Below are 20596 nucleotides of genomic sequence, written 5' to 3' on the forward strand. Positions count from 1 at the left end.
AAGGGAGCGACTCAGTGGCAACCATCGAGGTAATCGAGGCTCGGGAGATCCTGGACTCGCGGGGTAACCCGACCGTCGAGGTCGAGGTCGGGCTCGACGACGGGACGATCTCCCGGGCGGCCGTGCCCTCCGGCGCCTCGACCGGCGCCTTCGAGGCGATCGAGCTGCGCGACGGTGACAAGAGCCGCTACCTGGGCAAGGGAGTGGAGAAGGCGGTCGCCAACATCGAGGACCGGATCGTCGACCAGCTGATCGGCTACGAGGCCAGCGAGCAGCGGGTCATCGACCAGAAGATGCTCGACATCGACGGCACCGACAACAAGGCCGAGCTGGGCGCCAACGCCATCCTGGGGGTCTCGCTGGCGGTGGCCAAGGCCGCGGCCGGCAGCGCCGAGCTGAGCCTCTTCCGCTACCTGGGCGGCCCGAACGCGCACCTGCTGCCGGTGCCGATGATGAACATCCTCAACGGTGGGGCGCACGCCGACAGCAATGTCGACATCCAGGAGTTCATGATCGCGCCGATCGGGGCCCCCAGCTTCCGGGAGGCGCTGCGCTCCGGTGCGGAGGTCTACCACGCGCTGAAGTCGGTGCTGAAGAAGAAGGACCTGTCCACCGGGCTCGGCGACGAGGGGGGCTTCGCCCCGAACCTGCCCACCAACGCCGCCGCGCTGGACCTGATCGCCGAGGCGGTGGAGAAGGCCGGCTACCGGCTCGGTACGGACATCGTCTTCGCCCTGGACGTGGCGGCCACGGAGTTCTTCGCCGACGGCCGCTACACCTTCGAGGGGGTCGCCAAGACCGCCGAGGAGATGAGCGAGTACTACACCAAGCTCGCCGACGCGTACCCGATCGTGTCGATCGAGGACCCCCTGGCCGAGGACGACTGGACCGGCTGGCAGACCCTGACCGCCGCGATCGGGGACCGGATCCAGATCGTCGGCGACGACCTGTTCGTCACCAACCCGCAGCGCATCGCCCGGGGCATCGCCGAGAAGGCCGCCAACGCCGTACTGGTGAAGGTCAACCAGATCGGTTCGCTGACCGAGACCCTGGACGCGGTCGACCTGGCCCACCGGGCCGGCTTCAAGTGCATGATGAGCCACCGGTCCGGGGAAACCGAGGACACCACCATCGCCGACCTGGCGGTGGCCACCGGCTGCGGCCAGATCAAGACCGGTGCCCCGGCCCGCTCGGACCGGGTGGCGAAGTACAACCAGCTCCTGCGGATCGAGGAGGAGCTGGCCGACGCGGCGCGGTACGCCGGGGCGGGCGCTTTCCCGCGCTACCGTTCCGCCTGAGCCGAAGCGAGACCTCGGGGGAGGGGTGTGATGCAGCAGCGCCGCACGCCGGGTGGTCAGCGTCCGGCCCGCCGGCCGGTCCGCCCCGGCACCGGGCGAGGCGCGGTCCGTGACAGCGGGGTGCGCGCCCAGTCGCGTACCGCCGGTCGCGCGCCGTCGGCCGCCCGCGGTGCCGAGGGCGTACGCTCCGCCAAGCGGCCTGCCGCCAGGCGGTCGGCGGTCGGCGGGGTGACCCGGCTGGCCGCCCCCCGACCCCGAGGTCTCACCGGCCGCGCCACCGTGCTGATCGCGGTGTTGATCGCCCTGGCGCTGGCCTACACCTATCCGGTCCGGGTCTATCTGGATCAGCAGGCCGACATCGAACGGATGGAGGCCGCGCAGGCGGCCCAGCGGGAACTGATCGCCGAGCTGACCAGCGAGGCCGAGAAGTGGCAGGACGACGCGTACATCGAGACGAAGGCCCGGGAACGGTTCTTCATGCACCGGCCCGGCGAGAAGATGGTGATCCTGCTGGAGGATCCGGTCGGGGCGGCCCGGGACGCGGGCCGGAGCGGGGAACCGGAGGTACCGGTCGAGCCGGACCCCTGGTACGACACCCTGTGGTCGAGTGTGCGGGCCGCTGACGCCGCGCAGCTCGACCCGACGACCGACTCGCAGTTGGACGAGTGAGCACCGAACGAGAGATGGCACCGTGACTGTCGTACCACCGCCGGAGCCGGCGGCGGCTTCCGTACCCCCACCGAAGCGTGAGCCGGCCACCGAGGCCGACCTGGCGGCGGTGGCCGCCCAGCTCGGCCGCCCGCCCCGAGGGACCCGTGCGGTGGCCCACCGCTGCCCCTGCGGCCTGCCCGACGTGGTGGAGACGACCCCCCGGCTGGCCGACGGCACCCCGTTTCCCACCCTGTACTACCTGACCTGCCCCCGGGCGACGGCCGCGTGCAGTCGGCTGGAGTCGGCCGGCTTGATGCGGGAGATGGCCGACCGGCTGGCCACCGACCCGGAGTTGGCCGCCCGCTACCGGGCCGCGCACGAGGACTACCTGACCCGCCGGGAGGCCATCGCGGAGGTACCGGAGATCGCCGGGATCTCCGCCGGTGGCATGCCCGGCCGGGTCAAGTGCCTGCATGTGCACCTGGGTCACGCCCTGGGTGCCGGGCCCGGAGTCAACCCCTTCGGGGACGAGACCCTCGACCTGGTCGAGCCCTGGTGGGCGGCCGGGCGCTGCGTCGACCTGCCGGAGACTGAGTGAGCGCCGAGGCGACGGTGCCTGACGACATCGTGATCCGGCGGGCCCGCACCGCCGACGTACGGGCCATCCGGCGGCTGGTAGACACCTACACCGACGACCGGCGGCTGCTCAGCAAGGCCACGGTCACCCTGTACGAGGACGTGCAGGAGTTCCGGGTGGCCAGCCGGCTCAGCGACGGCCAGGTGGTGGGCTGCGGGGCCCTGCACGTCATGTGGGAGGACCTGGCCGAGATCCGTACGGTCGCGGTCGACCCCCGCTTCCGGGGGCATCGGATCGGGCACCGGATCGTCTCCGAGTTGATCGGCGCGGCCCGGGAGCTGGGGGTGGCCCGGATCTTCGTCCTGACCTTCGAGACCAGCTTCTTCGCCTCCTTCGGCTTCACCGAGATCGACGGTGCGCCGGTGCCGCACCCCGTCTACGAGCAGTTGCTGCGCTCGTACGACGAGGGTGTCGCCGAGTTCCTCGACCTGGAACGGGTCAAGCCCAACACCCTGGGCAACACCCGGATGCTGCTGCGCCTCTGACCTCGGCGTAAGGGGCTGCCCGCCCGGCGTGGCGGAATGCCTGCGAGCCGGGTGAGGTTGCCGCTTCAGGCCCTGTCGAGCTGAGCCGTCTGCGCTCTCGCGGTTCTTCGGGACACGGGTTCGCCAAGTAGGGGTCGGCCGCTGGGCCGACACACGCCGAAGCCCCGCCCAGTCGGGGCTTCGGCTGGTCGGGGCTTCGGCGTCAGCGGGCGGTCAGGGGGTCGGGGCGGTCGTCTTCGCCAGCTCGACGAAGCTCGCCCAGGAGGTCGGGGTGAAGGCTAGGGTGCCGCCGTCTCGGTCCTTGGTGTCGCGGACGAGCACGACCCCGGTCAGGTTGTCGGCCACCTCCACGCACGACCCGCCGTTGCTGCCCGAGTAGCTCGACTTGCGCCAGTTGGCACCTGTCATGTCCATGTCTGCGCCGCTTCCTTGATCAGCTGGAGGGACTGCCTGCGGGGGAGCGCCTCACCCCGGACCGCCTCCCAGGTCCGTTGTAGGGCGGCCAGGTCGTCGGTGTGGTTGACGATCTGCGCCCGGACCTGGTGGTCGAGGTGGGCCACCTCTGAGCCGTCGCTCAGCGTGGCGAGGATGAACCCTCCCTGCAACCCAGAGTAGAGCCCGCTCTCCTCCGGCACCACGAGGATCTGCACGTGCGGCAGCTCGGTGATCTTGACCAACTGTTCGAGCTGCTCCCGCATGATGTCGGTACGCCCGTTGATCCCCCGCCGGAGCACCATCGCGTCGAGCACCGCCACCACCGGCACCGGCACGTCCCGGGTGAGGATCGCCTGCCGGTCCAGCCGGGACGCGACCCGCTGGTCGACCTGGTCGGGTGGGAGCAGGCCGTCGCTCATGGTCGCGCGGGCATAGGCCTCGGTCTGGAAGACGCCGGGCAGGTACGCCGGCTCGTACCAGCGCAGCAGCGCCGCCTCGCGCTCCAACTCGATCCATTCCCGCAACCACGACGGGGTCTGCTCCAGCTTCGACAACTCCCGCAGCATCCGGCCGAACCGCCCCTCCGCCGCCTCCGCGTCGAAGGCCGGATCGTGGGCGCGGTCGACAGCGAGCATGTAGTCCTTCGTCGGTGGTCGGCCGCCGGTCTCGACCGAGCTGACGTGTGAGCCGGAATAGCCGATGACCCGGCCGAAATCGTCCTGACTCAGCCCGAGGTGAGCCCGCAGCAGTCGCAGTTCCTCGCGTACGTAGTCGATTGCGTTGCCCATCGATTCCTCACCTCTGCCCAATTCCGCCCGACGTCTTGTCAAACCGGCCCTGAAGCCGCTCGCACCTGCGCAGATGCCGCGAGCACGTATCGACACCCGTGCCGTCCTGGGCAGACTCCCACACATACGGATCTGCTCCTATCCACGAGGGACGGGGTGGATTTCGTGTCGGGGCCGCCCTGGACTTCCCCCGTGCCGGGGCGGCCCTCCCCACCACCGATGTGCGTGCAGTGGCGAGCGAATGGTGAATGACGATGATCACTAATCAACTCCTGGGGCCGGGCCGGGGTCCGCACCCTGTTCGCCCGTACGCCAGCGGAGTGAACGCCCCGCACACCCCGCTGCGGCCGATGTGGTGCTGTCGGGTCGACGGGCAGCCCTGGCCCTGCGCGGAGGCGCGGCTCCTGCTTCGTGTCGAGTTCGACCGGAACGCCGTCGGCCTGACGATCTACCTAGCCGGCCTGATGTACGAGGCCATGCGCGATCTCTACCACCTCAACCCACACGACGGGCCCGAGCCGATGGCGCTGTTCCACCGGTTCGTCGGTTGGGCGGGACGGGGACGGAAAGCCCGGCGCGACGGGGACGGCGAGTAGGAGTTCGCGGCGCGGCGGCGCTATAGGGTGACCGACGTGACGACGCGTGTGGCCGCCATCGACTGCGGAACCAACTCCATCCGGTTGCTGGTCGCCGACCTGCCCGACCCCTCGGCGGGTACGACCGCACCCCTGGTCGACCTGACCCGGCGGATGGAGATCGTGCGGCTCGGCCAGGGGGTGGACGCCACCGGGCGGCTGGCTCCGGAGGCAATCGAGCGGACCCGGATCGCCTTGACCGACTACGCCGCCGACATCGCGAAGCTGGGGGCCGAACGGGTGCGGATGTGCGCCACCTCGGCCAGCCGGGACGCCGAGAACGCCGCCGACTTCCGGGCCATGGTGGAGCAGACCCTGGGGGTGCCGCCCGAGGTGGTCAGCGGCGACGAGGAGGCCCGGCTCTCCTTCACCGGGGCGGTGCGCGGGCTGCCCGCCGAGGCCCGGTCGCCGTACCTGGTGGTGGACATCGGGGGTGGCTCTACGGAGTTCGTCGTCGGCAGCCGGGAGGCGGGGGTGCACGCGGCGATCTCGATGGACATCGGCTGCGTCCGGATGACCGAGCGGCACCTGCACGGCGACCCGCCCGGCCTGGACCAGATCGCCGCCGCCCAGGCGGACATCGCTGTGGCGGTGGACCGGGCGTTGACGGCCGTGCCGGGCCGCGAGGCGGCCACCCTGGTCGGGCTGGCCGGTTCGGTCACCACCGTGGTCGCGATAGCCCAGGGCCTCACCGAGTACGACCCGAGCCGCATCCACCACGCCCGGGTGTCGTACGACCGGGTGGCCGAGGTGACCGCACAGTTGCTGGCGATGACCCGCGAGCAGCGGCTGGCCATCCCGGTGATGCACCCCGGCCGGGCCGACGTGATCGGGGCCGGTGCCCTCGTGCTCCGCGTGATCATGGAGCGGGCCGGCCTGGACTCGGTGGTCGCCTCCGAGCACGACATCCTCGACGGCATCGCCTGGAGCCTCGCCAATTGAGACATCTTCCGCAGCGGCCAGCGCGGATGCGAACAGGAGGTGTATGCCACTGTTCCGGCATCTTCCGGCGGGAGGTGACCGCGTGGCAGGCTACCGGCACGTAGGACCACTGGGCGACCAGCCAACGATGACTGACCGCTAGGAGGACGGGCCGATGGGCGAAATGGTTACCTACCGTGGTGGTGGCGGTACGCATGAGGGTTACCTCGCGATACCGGCCACCGGCACGGCCAGCCCCGCCGTCATCGTCATCCAGGACTGGTGGGGGCTGGCGCCGCACATCCGGTCGGTGGTGGACCGGTTCGCCGAGGCGGGCTTCGTGGCCCTGGCCCCGGACTTCCGGCGCGGGGAACCGGCCGGCAAGCCGAGCGAGCCGCAGCAGATGCTGAACGGGCCGCAGATGGACGAGGCGGCGCGGGAGATCGCCGCGGCCGCCGAGTACCTGGCCGGCCGACACGAGGTGACCGGCAAGATCGGCTGCGCCGGGTTCTGCGCCGGGGCCAGCCTGGCCCTGTGGGCCGGGAACTTCTCCGAGCGGATCGTCGCCACGACGGCCTTCTACCCCCGCCTGCCCTGGGAGGGGATGCGGTCGGAGTGGCCGGACTACGCCGGTAAGGACGCCCTGGTGCACTGCTCCGAGGCGGACGGCACCTCGGCCGACCCGGGGGTGCAGACCGTACGCCGGGCCATCGAGAACGCCGGTGGCACCTGCCACCTGCACGACTACCCGGGCACCGCGCACGCCTTCTTCAACGAGGACCGGCCGGAGCACTTCGACCAGCGGGCCGCCACCAGCGCCTGGGCCCGCAGCCTGAAACTCTTCCGGGCGAAGCTTGGCTGACTCGCGTACCCCCGCCGAGGTGGTCGCCCGCGCCGCGCGGGCGACCGACCTGGCCGACCTCGACGCGGCGGTCAGCGACTGTTACGCCTGCCCCCGGCTGGTCTCCTGGCGGGAGGAGGTGGCGCGCACCAAGCGGGCCGCCTTCCGGGACCAGGAGTACTGGGGCAGGCCGGTGCCCGGGTTCGGTGACCCGATGGCCCGGATCGGCATCCTCGGGCTGGCCCCGGCGGCGCACGGCGGCAACCGCACCGGGCGGATCTTCACCGGTGACCGCTCCGGTGACGTCCTCTTCGCGGCCCTGCACCGCGCCGGCCTGGCCAACCAGCCCACCAGTGTGGCCGCCGACGACGGGCTGGCCCTGCGGCACACCCGGATCTTCGCGGCCGTACGCTGCGCCCCACCGGACAACAAGCCCACCCTCGCCGAGCGGGACACCTGCGCCCCCTGGCTGCATCGGGAGGTGGCGATGATCCGACCGACCCTGCGGGTGGTGGTCGCCCTGGGTGCCTTCGCCTGGGCCGCGTGGTGGCCGGTGTCGCGGGAGGTCTACGGTGTCGCCGCGCCCAGCCCGCGACCCTCGTTCGGCCATGGGGCACACTGGTCCGGCACGGCCGTACCGGAACTGCTCGGCTGTTACCACGTCAGCCAGCAGAACACCTTCACGGGACGGTTGACACCAGGGATGCTGGACGATGTGTTCACCGAGGCGAAACGACTGGCCGAGGTGGACTGAGGCTGCGGGGTGGTGGCGATGACGGACAGGACCCCTGACCTGCCCGGCGTACGCCCCGGTGGCCCGGAGGTGGACCGAATGGACCTCGTACGCAGGTGGTGGCCGGTCGCGGTGGTGGCCGCGTTGCTGGCTGCCGTGGCGCTGGCCGCCACCCATTCCTCCATCGGGGCCAGCCGGATCCCGCCCGCCGTGCAGGACGCTCCCTTCGTGCTGGAGTACCCGACCGGCGACCCCCGACCCTCCATTCCGGCCGAGCCGCGGCAAGCCGCCGAGCAGGCCAGTACGGCCCTGCCCACCTGGCTCGGCACGGTGGCCGTGGTGCTGCTGGGGATCGCGCTGCTGGCCGCCCTCAGCTATCTGGGGTGGAGTGTGATGCGGTCGGTGGCCCGGCGGGTCACCCGACGGCTGCCGGTCGGGGTCGCCCGACGCGACGCCGAAGGCACCGCCCGGGAGGTCGTCGCCGCGGTCGACGCCGGTCTGGTCGAACTGGACGATCGCTCCGCCGACCCCCGGACCGCGGTGATCGCCTGCTGGGTACGCCTGGAAGAGGCAGCCGCCGCGGCCGGGGTGCCCCGGCTGGCCGGCGACACCCCGACCGACCTGGTCACCCGACTGCTGCGCGGCGACCCCTCCGCCGGTGTGCCGGCCATCGTCAGCGCCGATGTGCTGGCCGAGTTCGCGAACGTCTACCGGGAGGCCCGGTACGCCACCCGGCCGGTCGACGAACACACCCGCGACCAGGCGCGGGCCGCCCTGCGCCGGTTGCGCGGTGAACTCGCCGCCACGGTCGAACAGGTGACGACATGAGCAGCACCAGCATCGACGACCTGCTCAGCTTCGACGAGGACCGGTCGGTCCAGCCCGAGCAGCGCCCGGCCGGGTGGCTACGGACGGTCGCCACCTTCCTCGGCGTCGCCGCCGCCGGCACGGTGGTGCTCGTCGCCGGGCTCCGCGCGGTCGGCCTGCGGGTGTCGTTGCTGGTGCTGGTGGCTGCGGTGGTCACCCTGCTGCTGGTGCGTCGCATCGTCGTCCTGCTGGCCCCGCCGCCGAGATCCGCGCGGTCCACCTCAGGCTCCGGTGGGGAGGAGGACGGCATGTACAACTGGGACGCCCGGGACGCGTTGCGCAGCGCGATCAACCGGTGGGAAGTGCCGCTGGAGTGGACGAAGTCCAGCCCGGAGCGGTTCACCGGGCTGGTCCTGCCCCGGCTGGCCGAGCTGGCCGACGAGCGGCTCCGCCTCAAACACGGCGTGACCCGTGAGTCGGACCCGACCCGGGCGCGTGCTCTGCTGGGTGATCGCCTGTGGATGTTCCTGGAAACCCCGCCTCGCCGTACCCCCTCACCGCGCGACCTCGCGGTGATCGTCGCCGAACTGGAGAAGATCTGATGAACGACGCCGCCCGGACCATGCCCCCCACCGAGGTCGGTCACCTCGCCCGGGCGGTACTGGACGCGGTGGGCCAGGTCGTGGTCGGCAAGCGGGACGCCCTGGAACTGGTGCTCGCCGGCATCCTCGCCGGTGGCCACGTGCTGCTGGAGGACCTGCCCGGCCTGGGCAAGACCCTCACCGCCCGGTGCTTCGCCCAGGCGCTCGGGTTGGACTTCCGGCGCCTGCAGTTCACCCCGGATCTGTTGCCGGCCGATGTCACCGGCTCCTTCCTGTACGACCAGCGCAGCGGGGACTTCGCCTTTCGGGCCGGGCCGGTCTTCACCAACCTGCTGCTCGCCGACGAGATCAACCGGACTCCGCCGAAGACCCAGTCCGCCCTGCTGGAGGCGATGCAGGAGAAGCAGGTCTCGGTGGAGGGGGTGACCTACCGGCTCGACGAGCCCTTCCACGTGCTGGCCACCGCCAACCCCATCGAGTACGAGGGCACCTATCCGCTGCCGGAGGCGCAGCTGGACCGGTTCCTGTTGCGGGTGTCCTTCGGATATCCGCCCCAGGAGGAGGAGTGGGAGGTGCTGCGCCGTCGGATGGCCCGCCGCCGTGAGGAGGCCGAGATCAAGCCGGTGGTCGACGCGGCGACCCTGCGGGCCATGCAGGGGGCGTTGGAGGACGTCACCGTGGAGGATTCGGTGGGCCGCTACATGGTGGCTCTGACCGCGGCCACCCGCGAACATCCCTCGGTGCTGGTCGGCGCCTCGCCGCGCGGCTCGTTGGCGTTGCTGCTGCTGGCCCGGGTACGGGCGGTGCTCTCCGGCCGGGACTTCGTGGTGCCGGAGGACGTCAAGGAGGTGGCGGTGCCGGCCCTGGCCCACCGGATCACCCTGCGGCCGGAGATGTGGCTGCGTCGGGTCGACCCGTCCTTCGTGGTCGGTGAGGTCCTCGACCAGACCCCGGCACCGGCCAGCGGGGCACTGCCCAGCTACGCCGCCGGGCGGCCGGGGGTCTGACCCGACGTGAGGCTCGCGGATCGATCGGCACCGGCCAACTGGGCGCCCACCTCGGCGCTCGGTCGGGCGGTGCTGCTCACCGGCCTGCTGCTGGTCGCGGCGGTGCTGCTGGGCCGGGTGGACCTGATCGTGCTGGCCGCCCCCTTCGCCCTGGGCACGGCGTACGCGCTGCGCCATCGCCCCACCGAGCTGCCCCGGGTGTGGGTCAGTGTCGACGAGGGACACCTGGTGGAGGGGGGCGAGCTGGTCGGGCGGGTCAGCGTCGGCAACCCGGACGCGACACCGTACGACGTGGCCGTGCTGCGTACCCGGGTCTCGCCCTGGCTGCGCATCGACCAGGCCGCCCTGGCCGGTGGGGCGGTCAGCGGGCGCAGCGGCGACCGCCGTTCGGTGACCGACCGGCCGTTCGTCACCTCGGTGGACCCGGACACCGCGGTGGACCTGGAACTGACCGGCACCGCCCTGCGCTGGGGGCGGCACAAGTTCGGCCCGGCCGGGGCCCGGGTAGCCGCCGCGCAGGGCCTGCTGGTCTCCCGCGCGGTGATCGCCGAACCGGTCGTCAACCGGGTGTACCCGAAAACCGAGCCCTTCGAGGCGGTCAATGCGATGCCCCGGGCGGCCGGCCTGGTCGGCGCGCACCACTCCCGGCGGGCCGGGGAAGGCGGCGAGTTGGCCGGGGTACGGGTTTTCGCCCCCGGCGACCGGCTCCGCCGCATCGACTGGCGGGTGTCCCTGCGGGCCCGGCAACTGCACGTGGCGGCCACCCTCTCCGACCGGGACGCCGAGGTGATCGTCCTGCTGGACGTGCTGGCCGAGGCGGGCCGCTCCGGCGGCGTCGCGGGCGCGGCCACGGTGCTGGACACCACCGTCCGGGCCGCCGCCGCCATCGCCGAGCACTACCTGCATCGGGGCGACCGGGTGGCCCTGCTGGAGTACGGCCCGAGCGCCCGGCGACTGCGTCCGGCCACCGGGCGGCGGCAGTACCTGACCGTCCTGGAATGGCTGTTGGACGTCAAGGCCCAGCATTCCCCGCACGAGCCGTACGACCAGGTCTTCGGCTCGCAACTGCTCTCCGCGGACGCCCTGGTGGTGGTGCTCACCCCGCTGCTGGAGGAGCGGTCCGCGCAGATGCTGGCCCGGCTGGCCCGTTCGGGGCGGTTCGTGGTCGCCGTGGACACCCTGCCGGCCGACCTGTCGCCCCCCAAGGACCGGGGCTGGGCCGAGGTGGCGTACCGGCTGTGGCGGCTGGACCGGGACACGATGATCGCGCAACTACGCGAGCACGGGGTGCCGGTCGTACCGTGGGCCGGCGCGGGCAGCCTCGACCAGGTGCTGCGTGATGTGGCCCGCCTGGCCGCCGCCCCCCGGGTAGGTGGCCGGTGAGCGCGAGGAATGCAGCGCAGCGGAGTCCCGCAGTCGCGAACGAAAGGTGGGCTCGGTGAGCGCGAGGAACGCAGCGCAGCGGAGTCCCGCAGTCGCGAACGAAAGGTGGGCTCGGTGAGCGCGAGGAATGCAGCGCAGCGGAGTCCCGCAGTCGCGAACGGAGAGCCAGCTCAGTGATCGGAAGCCTCACTGGTCGGATCCGCACGTTGCAGACGGTGGCGAGCCGGATCGCGCTGGCCCCGGTGCTGATCCGCCTCGGGATCTTCGTCAGCTCGCTGGCGGGGCTGCTGCTGGCGTACCCGGCCGAGGTCGTCGCGGGGCAGGCCCTGCTGCCGTTGCTCGCGGTCGCGGCCCTGCCCGCGCTGGCGCCGCGCCGGTTCTGGCCCACCTTCGCCGCGCTGGTCACCGTCGGAGGCTGGTTGATGGCCACCGACGGGTACGACCGACCGGTCGCCCTGTGGCGGCTGATGGCGGTGGCGGTGCTCCTCTATCTCACCCACACCCTGTGCGCCCTGGTGGCGGTCCTGCCGTACGACGCGGTGGTGGACCCGGACCTGATCGTGCGTTGGCTCACGCGTACCGGCTGGGTGTTGCTCGCCACTGCCGTGCTCGGGGTGCTGCTGCTGGAGGTGGGCCGGATCGGGGCGGGCACGGCCGGCTGGCAGTCCGTCACGATCGCCGGTCTCGTGGTGGCTCTCGGGGTGACCGCGTGGCTGGCCTGGCTGCTGAAACGCCGGTGACCTGAGGGGCTTGAGGGTCCTGTGGGACCGTCCGGCACCCGTGCCCGAAGTGCGGTCGATTGACTGAGTAGCCCAGATCACAGGGAGGTTGTGCTCGGTCACAGAAGGCGGCTGTGAGCGGGATTAGCGCCGTCGCTGGGGGAAAGATGGTAGGCGTGAATCCGAAGCGGATCCTTGTGGTGGGTGCCGGGCATGTCGGTCTCTACGCGGCGCTGCGCCTGTCGAAGAAGCTGAGTTCCCGTGAGGCTGAGGTCGTCGTCGTCGACCCCCAGCCGCACATGACGTACCAACCCTTCCTGCCGGAGGCCTCCGGCGGCAACATCTCTCCGCGACACGCCGTGGTGCCGCTGCGTCGGGAGTTGCGCAAGTGCACGGTAGTGGCCGGTGCGGTCACCCGCATCGAGCACGACCGCAAGATCGCCACCGTCCAGCCGATCGTGGGCCCGCCCCGGGAGATCGCGTACGACCATGTGGTCGTCGCCCCCGGCTCGGTCTCCCGCACCCTGCCGATTCCCGGGCTGCACGAGCACGGCATCGGCTTCAAGACCATCGGTGAGGCCATCTACCTGCGCAACCACGTGCTGGAGCAGTTGGATGTGGCCGCCGCCACCACCGACCCCGAGGTGCGCCGCCGGGCGCTGACCTTCGTCTTCGTCGGTGGCGGGTACGCCGGCATCGAGGCCCTGGCCGAGATGGAGGACATGGCCCGCGACGCGCTGCGGTACTACCCGGAGCTGAAGACCTCGGACATGCGGTGGGTGCTGGTCGAAGCCACCCAGCGGGTGCTGCCCGAGGTCGACCGGGACATGGGCGCCTACACGGTGCAGCAGCTGCTGAAGCGGGACATGGACATCCGGCTGGACACCCGCCTGGAGTCCTGCGTCGACGGGGTGGTCAAGCTCTCCGACGGGGACAGCTTCGCCTCCGACACCATCGTCTGGACCGCCGGGGTGAAGCCCGCACCGATGCTGGACGCCACCGACTTTCCCCGCGACGAGCGGCGTCGGGTCACCTGCCTGCCGACCCTTCAGGTGGTCGACGGCGACCGGATCGTCGAGGGCGCGTGGAGTGCCGGGGACTGCGCCGCCGTACCGGACCTGACCAAGGCACCGGGCAACTACTGCTCGCCGAGCGCCCAGCACGCCGTACGGCAGGCCCAGCGGATGGCCGACAACATCGTGGCCGTGATCCGGGGGCGGGAGCCGGTCGCCTACAAGCACAAGCACGCCGGCAGTGTGGCCAGCCTCGGCCTGCACAAGGGGGTGGCCCAGGTCTACGGCATCAAGATGACCGGTTGGCCGGCCTGGTTCATGCACCGCACGTACCACATGAGCCGGATTCCGTCGTTCAACCGCAAGATCCGAGTCGTGGTCGACTGGACCCTGGCCTTCGTCCTCAAGCGCGAGGTGGTCGCCCTGGGTCAGCTGCACGACCCCCGCGAGGATTTCGCCGAAGCCTCCCGCAAGTAAGGAAGGGCCCCTTCTTAACGTCTCACGTAGAGGAGGGGTCCCCTCTTAACGCCTGCCCCCCTGTGCTGCCTCGTTGCGGCCGGGGGCAGCGCGTTGACGTGCGTCGTTCCGAGTTCGGGCCGGAGCGGCCGGCACACGGGACGTCGTACCGGCCGGGAAACCGCTACCGTGGCACTGCACCGCGCGTACCGGCGCGTCGGGGTCACCCGCCCGGGTGGTGGAACGGCAGACACGGCCGCCTTAAAAGCGGCTGCCGAAAGGCGTGCGGGTTCGACCCCCGCCCCGGGCACTCTCAGCGTTCCCTCAGCCTTCCGACGTCCACCCGGCTGTTTCGGCCGTTTACTCTTATAGGGCGCGTTGACGTGCCACGACCCCCTTAGGGAGGCCAGACAGTGAAGACTTCGAACCCGGTACTCGCTCGGCTCGGCCAGGCGGCCGAGCGGGAGCGTGCCGCCGGGTACGCCCCGACCGGGCCGTACGGGCAGCCCGGATACCCCCAGCAGTACCCGCCGCAGGCTGGCTACCCCCAGCAGCCCGGCTACCCGCCCCAGCCCGGTTACCCCCCGCAGGCCGGTTACCCCGGGGCACCCGGCTTCCCGGCGGCGCCGCAGGCGGTCACCCCCATGTCGATCGACGACGTGGTGGTCAAGACGGTCATGCTCCTGGCCATCGTCGGCGTCTCCGCCGCAGCGGCCTGGGCCCTGGTGCCGGACGCGCTGCTCGGTGTCGCCTGGATCGGCGCGGCCATCGTCGGTCTGGTGCTCGGCCTGATCATCTCGTTCTCCAAGATGGCGAACCCGGCGCTGATCGTCGCGTACGCCGTCGTCGAGGGTGTCCTCGTCGGCGCGATCAGCAAGTTCTTCGAGGCGCGTTACCCCGGCATCGTCATCCAGGCGGTCGTCGCGACCTTCGGTGTCTTCTTCGTGATGACCATGCTCTACAAGGCACGGGTCATCCGGGCCACGCCGAAGTTCACCAAGGGTCTGATCGCGGTGATGGCCGGCCTGTTCGCGGTCATGCTGATCAACCTGGTGCTGTCCCTGTTCGGCGTCAACACCGGCCTTCGTGACGGTGGCGCGCTGGCCATCGGGTTCAGCCTTGTCTGCATCGTGGTCGCCTCGCTGAGCTTCGTGCTCAGTTTCAAGGAGGTCGAGGACGGCGTCCGGATGGGCCTGCCGCAGCGCTACTCCTGGGTGGCCGCCTTCGGCATCCTGGTCAGCCTGATCTGGCTCTACATCGAGATGCTGCGCCTGCTGAGCTACTTCCAGGGCGACGACTGACCTCACCGCCTAACGACCGACCGGCGCCCGCTCCCCACCCAGGGACCGGGCGCCGTCGTCATCCCACCCCCACCCCCTCCCACCCCCTCCCACCCCCTCCCGCTTGGCCCCACGCTTGGCCCCGTTGATCATGAGGTTGGCGGCACTCGTTGATCTCCACGGTGCCGTCAACCTCATGATCAACGGGGTCTGGGCGGGGGTGGGAGGGGAGGGGAGGAGGGAGGGGGTGGGTAGGGTTTTGGGGGTGGGGGATGTGGAGTTGGGGCGGGGTGTGGAGTTGTTGGTGCGGCAGGTGGGGCACTGGCAGCAGGGACGGTGGTCGGTTACCGCCTCGACCGGCAATGTGTCCCGGGCTGAGCTGGTGCATCGACTGATTCAGGGCCTCGCCGACCTGGGTGCCGAGACGGAGGGGCAGCCACGGCGGGTGGTGCCCCGGCTCGACAATGACCTGGCGCTGGCCGACCAGTTACGGGTGGTGGCGGCCGACCTGCTCGCCGCCGGTCCGGCCGAGGAAGTGCTGGCCCGGGCCACGGCCGAGGTGGCCGCGACCCGAGCCGCACTTTGAGGGACCTGCCGCCGGGCAGGCCAGCCGCCTGCCAAGCAGGCGCGTCGGCCTGGCGGGCGACCTGCAGTCAGGCGCGCTGGCAGGTGAGCGAGCCTCCGAGCTCCTGTCGAGCAAGCCGACCAGGTGGTCGCGCTCTTAGCTGAGGCGTTCCAGGACCATGGCCATGCCTTGTCCGCCGCCTACGCACATGGTCTCCAGGCCGATGGTCTTGTCGTGCCACTGGAGGGCGTTGAGCAGGGTGCCGGTGATCCGGGCACCGGTCATCCCGAAGGGGTGGCCGACGGCGATCGCCCCGCCCATCACGTTCAGCTTCTCCTCGGGGATCCCGAGCTGCCGGTACGAGGGGATGACCTGGGCGGCGAAGGCCTCGTTGATCTCGACCAGGTCCACGTCGTCGATGGTCATGCCGGCCCGCTTGAGTGCCTGCCGGCTCGCCTCGACCGGGCCGAGCCCCATGATCTCCGGGGACAGGGCGGTGACGCCGGTGGAGATGATCCGGGCCAGCGGGGTGACGCCCAACTCCTGCGCCCGCTGCGCGCTCATGATCACCACGGCGGCGGCGCCGTCGTTGAGGGGGCAGCAGTTGCCGGCGGTGATCCGACCGTCCGGCCGGAAGACCGGCTTGAGGCCGGAGACGGCCTCCAGGGTCACCCCGGCACGCGGCCCGTCGTCCATGCTGACCACCGTGCCGTCCGGGGTGGTCACCGGGGTGATCTCGCGGGCCCAGAAACCGTCCGCGATGGCCTTCTCGGCCAGGTTCTGGCTGCGTACACCGAAGGCGTCCATGTCCGCGCGGGAGATGTCGTACACCTGGGCCAGGTTCTCCGCGGTCTGCCCCATGGCGAGGTAGACGTCCGGGAGGGCGCCCTCTTCGCGGGGGTCGGTCCAGACCGGGGCCTCGGCCTCGGAGCGGTCCTTGGAACGCTGCTGGGCCTCGGCGAAGCGGGGGTTCTCCCAACGGCCCAGCAGGGCCTGCGCCTCCGAGGGCAGGCCGTCGGAGCTACCCCGGGCGTACCGGGAGACGGCCTCGACACCGGCGGAGATGAACACGTCCCCCTCGCCGGCCCGGATCGCGTGCATCGCCATCCGGGTGGTCTGCAGGGAGGAGGCGCAGTACCGGGTCAGGGTCGCACCCGGCAGGCGGTCGAGGCCCATCAGGACGGCGACCACCCGGGCCATGTTGAAGCCCTGCTCGCCGCCGGGCAGGCCACAACCCAGGTAGAGGTCGTCGATCTCCTGCCGGTCGAGCTGGGGGATCTTGTCCAGGGCCGCCTGCACGATGGTGGCGGCGAGGTCGTCCGGACGAACATCACGGAGGGACCCCTTGTGGGCCCGACCGATGGGCGAGCGGGTGGTGGCGACGATCACGGCATCGCGTGGCGACTCAATCGGCATGACCCAACGTTAACCCGCGAGTAACTTGTCGTGGAAGTCGCCGGCGAGGGTCAGCGGCGTTGGGTGACGGCCGCTGCGGCAGCCACCGCCGGCAGCAGGGCGTGGGCCCAGACCCGGTACCCGTCGGCGGAGGGGTGATAGCCGTCGTGACAGAAGGTGCCGGCATCGGCGCGGAACACCTGCCCGGTCTCGGCGGCCAGGTCGACCACCGCACCCCCGGCGTCGAGGACCGCCTTGGTCTGCGCCCGGCCGACCTGGCGGCCCACCCAGCCGACCACCTGCCGCAGGGGCGGGGCGATGGCCGGCACCGCGCCCAGGTCCGGGCAGGTGCCGACGACGACCTCCACCCCGGCCTGGCGGAGCCGGTGCACGGCCGCACCCAGGTAGGCGGCGGCCTCCGAGGGCCTGCGCAGGGTGGTGGCGTCGTTCGCCCCGATCAGGATGACCGCCACGTCCGGCTGCGCGCCGAGCAACGCCCGGGCGACCTGGGTCGCCAGGTCGGTGGAGCGCGACCCGGAGACACCGACACTGGACAGCCGCACCTGGCGCCCGGCCGGACCCTCCGCCAGCAACTCGGCCAACTGCCCGCCGATGGTGTCGCCGAGACGGTCGACACCGACCCCCAGGGCGGAGGAGTCACCGAGCAGCACCAGCCGCAGCGGCGGGGCGTCGACGCGGCCGACCGTGGCCCGCAGTGCGAGACCCAGTTCGGGTTGGGCGTAGCGGCGGCTGCGGGCCACCACGGCCTGACCGGCGAGCACCGCCGCGCCGCCCAGGGTGCCGGCGAGCAGCGAGGCGGCGGCCGTACGGGCCAGCCAGCCGGCCACCCGGCCCCCGGGCACGTTGCTGGTCATCGCGCTGCCCCAGCCCGGGCAGCCCTGGTGTATGCGAGCCTCGTCCGGTCGATCATCTGAGTTCCTCCACTGCGGGTGAGTCGGCACCGGCTGGCGATGACATCGCGCCGATGCCGAACAGCCCCCGGCGACGCAGTTGCGCCCAGCGGCCACCGGGACCGCTCTCACTGCCACGAACCTGCGTGCCGCTGACCTCCGTACCCGGATGCCTCGCCGCTTCGTGAGCGGCCCTCGGCAATGACCGTACGCCTTCGACGCGGGTTGGCGAAGGCCTGCGATCCGCTCCGTGACCGAGTGCGGCGAGCACGGTGGGCAGGATGGCGGCGGCGGCCACGGCGTACCCCTCCGCAGAGGGATGGAACCGGTCCCAGGCGAACATTCGCCCCGGTTCGGCGGTGAAGCGGGGCCCCAGCAGGTTGCCCAAAGAGACCGTCCAGCCACCGGCCGAGACCACGGCCACGGTCTGGGCGGCGGCGAGCTGGCGGCTCCACCGGCGGGCCAGCCAGCGCAGGGGTGGCTTGATGGGACGGATCGTGCCCAGGTCGGGGCAGGTGCCGACGACCACCTCGGCACCGGCCGCGCGCAGTGCCCGAACCCCCTCGACGAGGTGACGCACGGCCAGTCCGAGGGGGGCACGGTTCGTCACGTCGTTACCGCCGATCAGGATGACGGCGACATCCGGGTCGCACTCCAGAGCCGCCTCGACCTGAAACTTGAGGCTGGCGGAGATGGCACCCACCACCGCGAAGCGGTGCAGGCGTACGGGACGCTGGAGTCGCCGGGACAGGCCGGTGGCCAGCAGGGCGCCGGGGGTCTCCCGGCGGCGGTGCACGCCGTAGCCGGCGGCGGAGGAGTCGCCGAGCACGACCATGGTGAGCGGCGGGCCGGGAAACTTGGCCCCGTAGACTCCGTCACAGCGGGGTGGCGGTGCCTCGGCCATCGGAATGATGCGGCGGGCCTGGCGGGCCTGCCCGAGCAGTACGCCGGTCGCCGCCGCCGCAGCCGCCGCGGTGGCGCCGGTGCCGAGCGCGGCCACCCGGGCCACCCGCCAGGCGCGCGGCCAACGCGGACGTTCGGGTACGACAGAACCAACGGCCCCCATACAGCGACATTAGCGCGGCGGTACGACCTTCTCGGTGCTCGCGAGCGCACCCCGGTGCCTGGAATCCGACCCGTCTGGGTATTTGATGGCAGGGTGTTGCGTCCAGGCGTCACGCTGCACGTGGAGAGGAGCACGACGATGGCAAGGACGTTGAAGCGGGGTGCCGCCTTCGTGGCCCTGGGCCGGGCCCTGACCGCTGGTGCCCGGGGTGGACCGTCGCTCGGCGCGCGGATCGGCGCGCTGCCCAGGATGATCGCCGCCACCGCCCGCGGCCGGTACGACGGGGGCCTGAGGTTGGCGATGATGACGGCGGCGACGGCGTACATCGTCTCCCCGGTCGACGCGGTCCCGGAGTTGTTCCTGACGGTGTTCGGGTTGATCGACGACGCGGTGATGGTGACCTGGCTGGCCGGGGCCGTGCTGGCCGAGACCGAACGCTTCCTGGAATGGGAGGCGCGCACCAGCACCGTGGTCCCCGGTCACGTGGTGCCCTGACCGACGTACCCTTGGCGCGGGAATTTCACGGCAGACACCCCCGCCAGGCCTGCGGCGCCGGCGTCGAAGGAGAAGGGCACAACGAGGTGCAGTACTACGACAACGTCGTCGAGCTGATCGGCAACACCCCGCTGGTACGGCTGCGCAATGTGGCCGAGGGCATCCAGGCCACCGTGTTGGCGAAGGTGGAGTACCTCAACCCCGGCGGGTCGGTGAAGGACCGGATCGCCCTGCGCATGGTGGAGGACGCCGAGGCGGCGGGCATCCTCAAGCCCGGCGGCACCATCGTCGAGCCGACCAGTGGCAACACCGGGGTCGGGCTGGCCCTGGTGGCCCAGCTCAAGGGCTACAAGTGTGTCTTCGTCTGCCCCGACAAGGTCAGCCAGGACAAGCAGGACGTGCTGCGGGCGTACGGCGCCGAGGTGGTGGTCTGCCCGACCGCGGTCGCGCCGGAGGACCCCCGCTCGTACTACAACGTCTCCGACCGGCTGGCCCGGGAGATCCCGGGGGCCTGGAAGCCCAACCAGTACGCCAACCCGGCCAACCCCCGTTCGCACTACGAGGTGACCGGCCCGGAGCTGTGGAAGCAGACCGAGGGTCGGATCACCCACTTCGTGGCCGGCGTCGGTACCGGCGGCACCATCTCCGGCATCGGCCGGTACCTCAAGGAGGCCTCCGGCGGGACGGTGAAGGTCATCGGCGCGGACCCGGAGGGCTCGGTCTACTCCGGGGGCACCGGCCGTCCGTACCTGGTCGAGGGGGTCGGTGAGGACTTCTGGCCGGAGACCTACGACCGCAGCGTGGCCGACCAGATCATCGAGGTCTCGGACAAGCAGTCCTTCGAGATGACCCGGCGGCTGGCCCGCGAGGAGGGGCTGCTGGTCGGCGGCTCCTGCGGAATGGCGGCGGTGGCCGCGCTGGAGGTGGCTCGTTCTGCCGGCCCGGACGACGTGATCGTGGTGCTGCTGCCGGACGGCGGCCGGGGCTACCTCTCCAAGATCTTCAACGACACCTGGATGGCCCGGTACGGCTTCCTCGACAACTCCGGCTCGGAGCCGACCGTGGCCGAGGCGCTGGCCGGTAAGCCGGGCGGCCTGCCCGAGCTGGTGCACGTCCACCCGACCGAGACGGTCCGGGACGCGGTCGACTACATGCGGGAGTACGGCGTCTCGCAGTTGCCGGTGCTCAAGGCCGAACCCCCGGTGGTGACCGGCGAGGTGGCCGGTTCGATCGCCGAGCGGGACCTGCTCGACGCTCTGTTCACCGGTCAGGCCCAGCTGCACGACACGATCGAGCGGCACATGGCCCCGCCGCTGCCGATGGTCGGCGGTGGTCAGCCGGTCAGCGAGGCCGTCAACCTGCTGGAGAAGTCCGACGCCGCCCTGGTGTTGATCGACGGCAAGCCCAAGGGCGTCCTCACCCGTCAGGACCTGCTCGCCCACCTCGGCGCCCGCTGAGGTGGAAGGAAGGGCC

The 20596-nt window shown here is 71.6% G+C and carries 23 protein-coding genes and 1 tRNA gene; 19 read left to right on the plus strand and 5 right to left on the minus strand.

Annotated elements, in window-relative coordinates; genetic code table 11:
- Positions 1-14: 14 nt before the first annotated feature.
- Genes eno through ABZ795_RS03110 form a run of 4 tightly spaced genes read left to right on the plus strand, consistent with a single transcriptional unit; the run spans position 15 to position 3071 of the window.
- Positions 15-1298, plus strand: a complete 1284-nt coding sequence (gene eno / locus ABZ795_RS03095; RefSeq protein WP_357528403.1) for a phosphopyruvate hydratase — start codon at positions 15-17, stop codon at positions 1296-1298.
- Positions 1299-1328: 30 nt separating this feature from the next.
- Positions 1329-1967 (plus strand): septum formation initiator family protein, encoded by a 639-nt coding sequence (locus tag ABZ795_RS03100; RefSeq protein WP_357528405.1) that lies wholly within the window; start codon positions 1329-1331, stop codon positions 1965-1967.
- Between the two features lie 22 nt (positions 1968-1989).
- On the plus strand, positions 1990-2547 hold the full coding sequence (locus tag ABZ795_RS03105) for a DUF501 domain-containing protein (protein WP_327022702.1): 558 nt from the start codon (positions 1990-1992) through the stop codon (positions 2545-2547).
- Positions 2544-3071 carry an amino-acid N-acetyltransferase gene (locus ABZ795_RS03110; RefSeq protein WP_357528406.1) on the plus strand — a complete coding sequence of 176 codons (528 nt, stop codon included), beginning with the start codon at positions 2544-2546 and terminating at the stop codon, positions 3069-3071. The genes ABZ795_RS03105 and ABZ795_RS03110 overlap by 4 nt, the downstream gene beginning before the upstream one ends.
- Positions 3072-3284: 213 nt before the next feature.
- Here ABZ795_RS03110 and ABZ795_RS03115 read toward each other — a convergent pair whose 3' ends face one another.
- Both ABZ795_RS03115 and ABZ795_RS03120 read right to left on the minus strand, forming a co-directional pair.
- Positions 3285-3479 carry a DUF397 domain-containing protein gene (locus ABZ795_RS03115; protein WP_357528991.1) on the minus strand — a complete coding sequence of 65 codons (195 nt, stop codon included), beginning with the start codon at positions 3477-3479 and terminating at the stop codon, positions 3285-3287.
- Positions 3476-4294, minus strand: coding sequence for a helix-turn-helix transcriptional regulator (locus ABZ795_RS03120; protein WP_357528408.1), 819 nt, complete (start codon positions 4292-4294; stop codon positions 3476-3478). Before ABZ795_RS03120 ends, ABZ795_RS03115 begins: the two co-directional genes overlap by 4 nt.
- 254 nt (positions 4295-4548) lie before the next feature.
- On the opposite strand from ABZ795_RS03120, the gene ABZ795_RS03125 reads away from it, so the two are divergent.
- From ABZ795_RS03125 to ABZ795_RS03185, 13 genes are all read left to right on the plus strand, one after another.
- Complete coding sequence (locus tag ABZ795_RS03125) at positions 4549-4890, plus strand: hypothetical protein (protein WP_357528993.1); 342 nt, start codon at positions 4549-4551, stop codon at positions 4888-4890.
- A 48-nt stretch (positions 4891-4938) separates the two neighbouring features.
- A complete protein-coding gene (locus ABZ795_RS03130) occupies positions 4939-5871 on the plus strand; it encodes a Ppx/GppA phosphatase family protein (RefSeq protein ID WP_357528995.1) in 933 nt (310 codons plus the stop codon).
- Positions 5872-6025: 154 nt separating this feature from the next.
- Entirely contained in the window at positions 6026-6712 is a 687-nt protein-coding gene (locus tag ABZ795_RS03135; protein WP_357528409.1) for a dienelactone hydrolase family protein, read from the plus strand.
- Entirely contained in the window at positions 6705-7445 is a 741-nt protein-coding gene (locus ABZ795_RS03140) for a uracil-DNA glycosylase (RefSeq protein ID WP_357528411.1), read from the plus strand. Before ABZ795_RS03135 ends, ABZ795_RS03140 begins: the two co-directional genes overlap by 8 nt.
- A gap of 78 nt (positions 7446-7523) precedes the next feature.
- Complete coding sequence (locus ABZ795_RS03145; RefSeq protein ID WP_357528997.1) at positions 7524-8252, plus strand: DUF4129 domain-containing protein; 729 nt, start codon at positions 7524-7526, stop codon at positions 8250-8252.
- A complete protein-coding gene (locus ABZ795_RS03150) occupies positions 8249-8833 on the plus strand; it encodes a hypothetical protein (protein ID WP_357528413.1) in 585 nt (194 codons plus the stop codon). Before ABZ795_RS03145 ends, ABZ795_RS03150 begins: the two co-directional genes overlap by 4 nt.
- Positions 8833-9840 (plus strand): MoxR family ATPase, encoded by a 1008-nt coding sequence (locus ABZ795_RS03155; RefSeq protein WP_357528414.1) that lies wholly within the window; start codon positions 8833-8835, stop codon positions 9838-9840. Before ABZ795_RS03150 ends, ABZ795_RS03155 begins: the two co-directional genes overlap by 1 nt.
- A gap of 6 nt (positions 9841-9846) precedes the next feature.
- The gene (locus tag ABZ795_RS03160; RefSeq protein ID WP_357528416.1) at positions 9847-11223 is read left to right on the plus strand and encodes a DUF58 domain-containing protein; all 1377 of its coding nucleotides are present in this window, start codon (positions 9847-9849) and stop codon (positions 11221-11223) included.
- Positions 11224-11396: 173 nt separating this feature from the next.
- Positions 11397-11963: a hypothetical protein gene (locus ABZ795_RS03165; RefSeq protein WP_327022692.1), complete on the plus strand. Its 567-nt coding sequence runs from the start codon at positions 11397-11399 to the stop codon at positions 11961-11963.
- Positions 11964-12118: 155 nt separating this feature from the next.
- On the plus strand, positions 12119-13432 hold the full coding sequence (locus ABZ795_RS03170) for an NAD(P)/FAD-dependent oxidoreductase (RefSeq protein ID WP_327022691.1): 1314 nt from the start codon (positions 12119-12121) through the stop codon (positions 13430-13432).
- 208 nt (positions 13433-13640) lie between these two features.
- Positions 13641-13721: transfer RNA gene (locus tag ABZ795_RS03175), tRNA-Leu, on the plus strand.
- Positions 13722-13824: 103 nt separating this feature from the next.
- Positions 13825-14712, plus strand: coding sequence for a Bax inhibitor-1/YccA family protein (locus ABZ795_RS03180; RefSeq protein WP_357528418.1), 888 nt, complete (start codon positions 13825-13827; stop codon positions 14710-14712).
- A gap of 271 nt (positions 14713-14983) precedes the next feature.
- On the plus strand, positions 14984-15277 hold the full coding sequence (locus tag ABZ795_RS03185; RefSeq protein WP_357528999.1) for a hypothetical protein: 294 nt from the start codon (positions 14984-14986) through the stop codon (positions 15275-15277).
- Positions 15278-15412: 135 nt separating this feature from the next.
- On the opposite strand, the gene ABZ795_RS03190 is transcribed toward ABZ795_RS03185, so the two are convergent.
- Genes ABZ795_RS03190 through ABZ795_RS03200 form a run of 3 tightly spaced genes read right to left on the minus strand, consistent with a single transcriptional unit; the run spans position 15413 to position 18628 of the window.
- Positions 15413-16672, minus strand: coding sequence for an acetyl-CoA C-acetyltransferase (locus ABZ795_RS03190; RefSeq protein WP_357528420.1), 1260 nt, complete (start codon positions 16670-16672; stop codon positions 15413-15415).
- A 50-nt stretch (positions 16673-16722) separates the two neighbouring features.
- Positions 16723-17526: an SGNH/GDSL hydrolase family protein gene (locus ABZ795_RS03195; RefSeq protein WP_327022681.1), complete on the minus strand. Its 804-nt coding sequence runs from the start codon at positions 17524-17526 to the stop codon at positions 16723-16725.
- Between the two features lie 52 nt (positions 17527-17578).
- On the minus strand, positions 17579-18628 hold the full coding sequence (locus ABZ795_RS03200) for an SGNH/GDSL hydrolase family protein (RefSeq protein ID WP_357528422.1): 1050 nt from the start codon (positions 18626-18628) through the stop codon (positions 17579-17581).
- A gap of 138 nt (positions 18629-18766) precedes the next feature.
- On the opposite strand from ABZ795_RS03200, the gene ABZ795_RS03205 reads away from it, so the two are divergent.
- Positions 18767-19123, plus strand: a complete 357-nt coding sequence (locus ABZ795_RS03205; RefSeq protein ID WP_013731647.1) for a YkvA family protein — start codon at positions 18767-18769, stop codon at positions 19121-19123.
- Positions 19124-19209: 86 nt separating this feature from the next.
- Positions 19210-20580 (plus strand): cystathionine beta-synthase, encoded by a 1371-nt coding sequence (locus tag ABZ795_RS03210; RefSeq protein WP_327022679.1) that lies wholly within the window; start codon positions 19210-19212, stop codon positions 20578-20580.
- Positions 20581-20596: the final 16 nt, after the last annotated feature.

The organism is Micromonospora sp. NPDC047134 (assembly GCF_040643455.1).
Lineage (GTDB): Bacteria > Actinomycetota > Actinomycetes > Mycobacteriales > Micromonosporaceae > Micromonospora.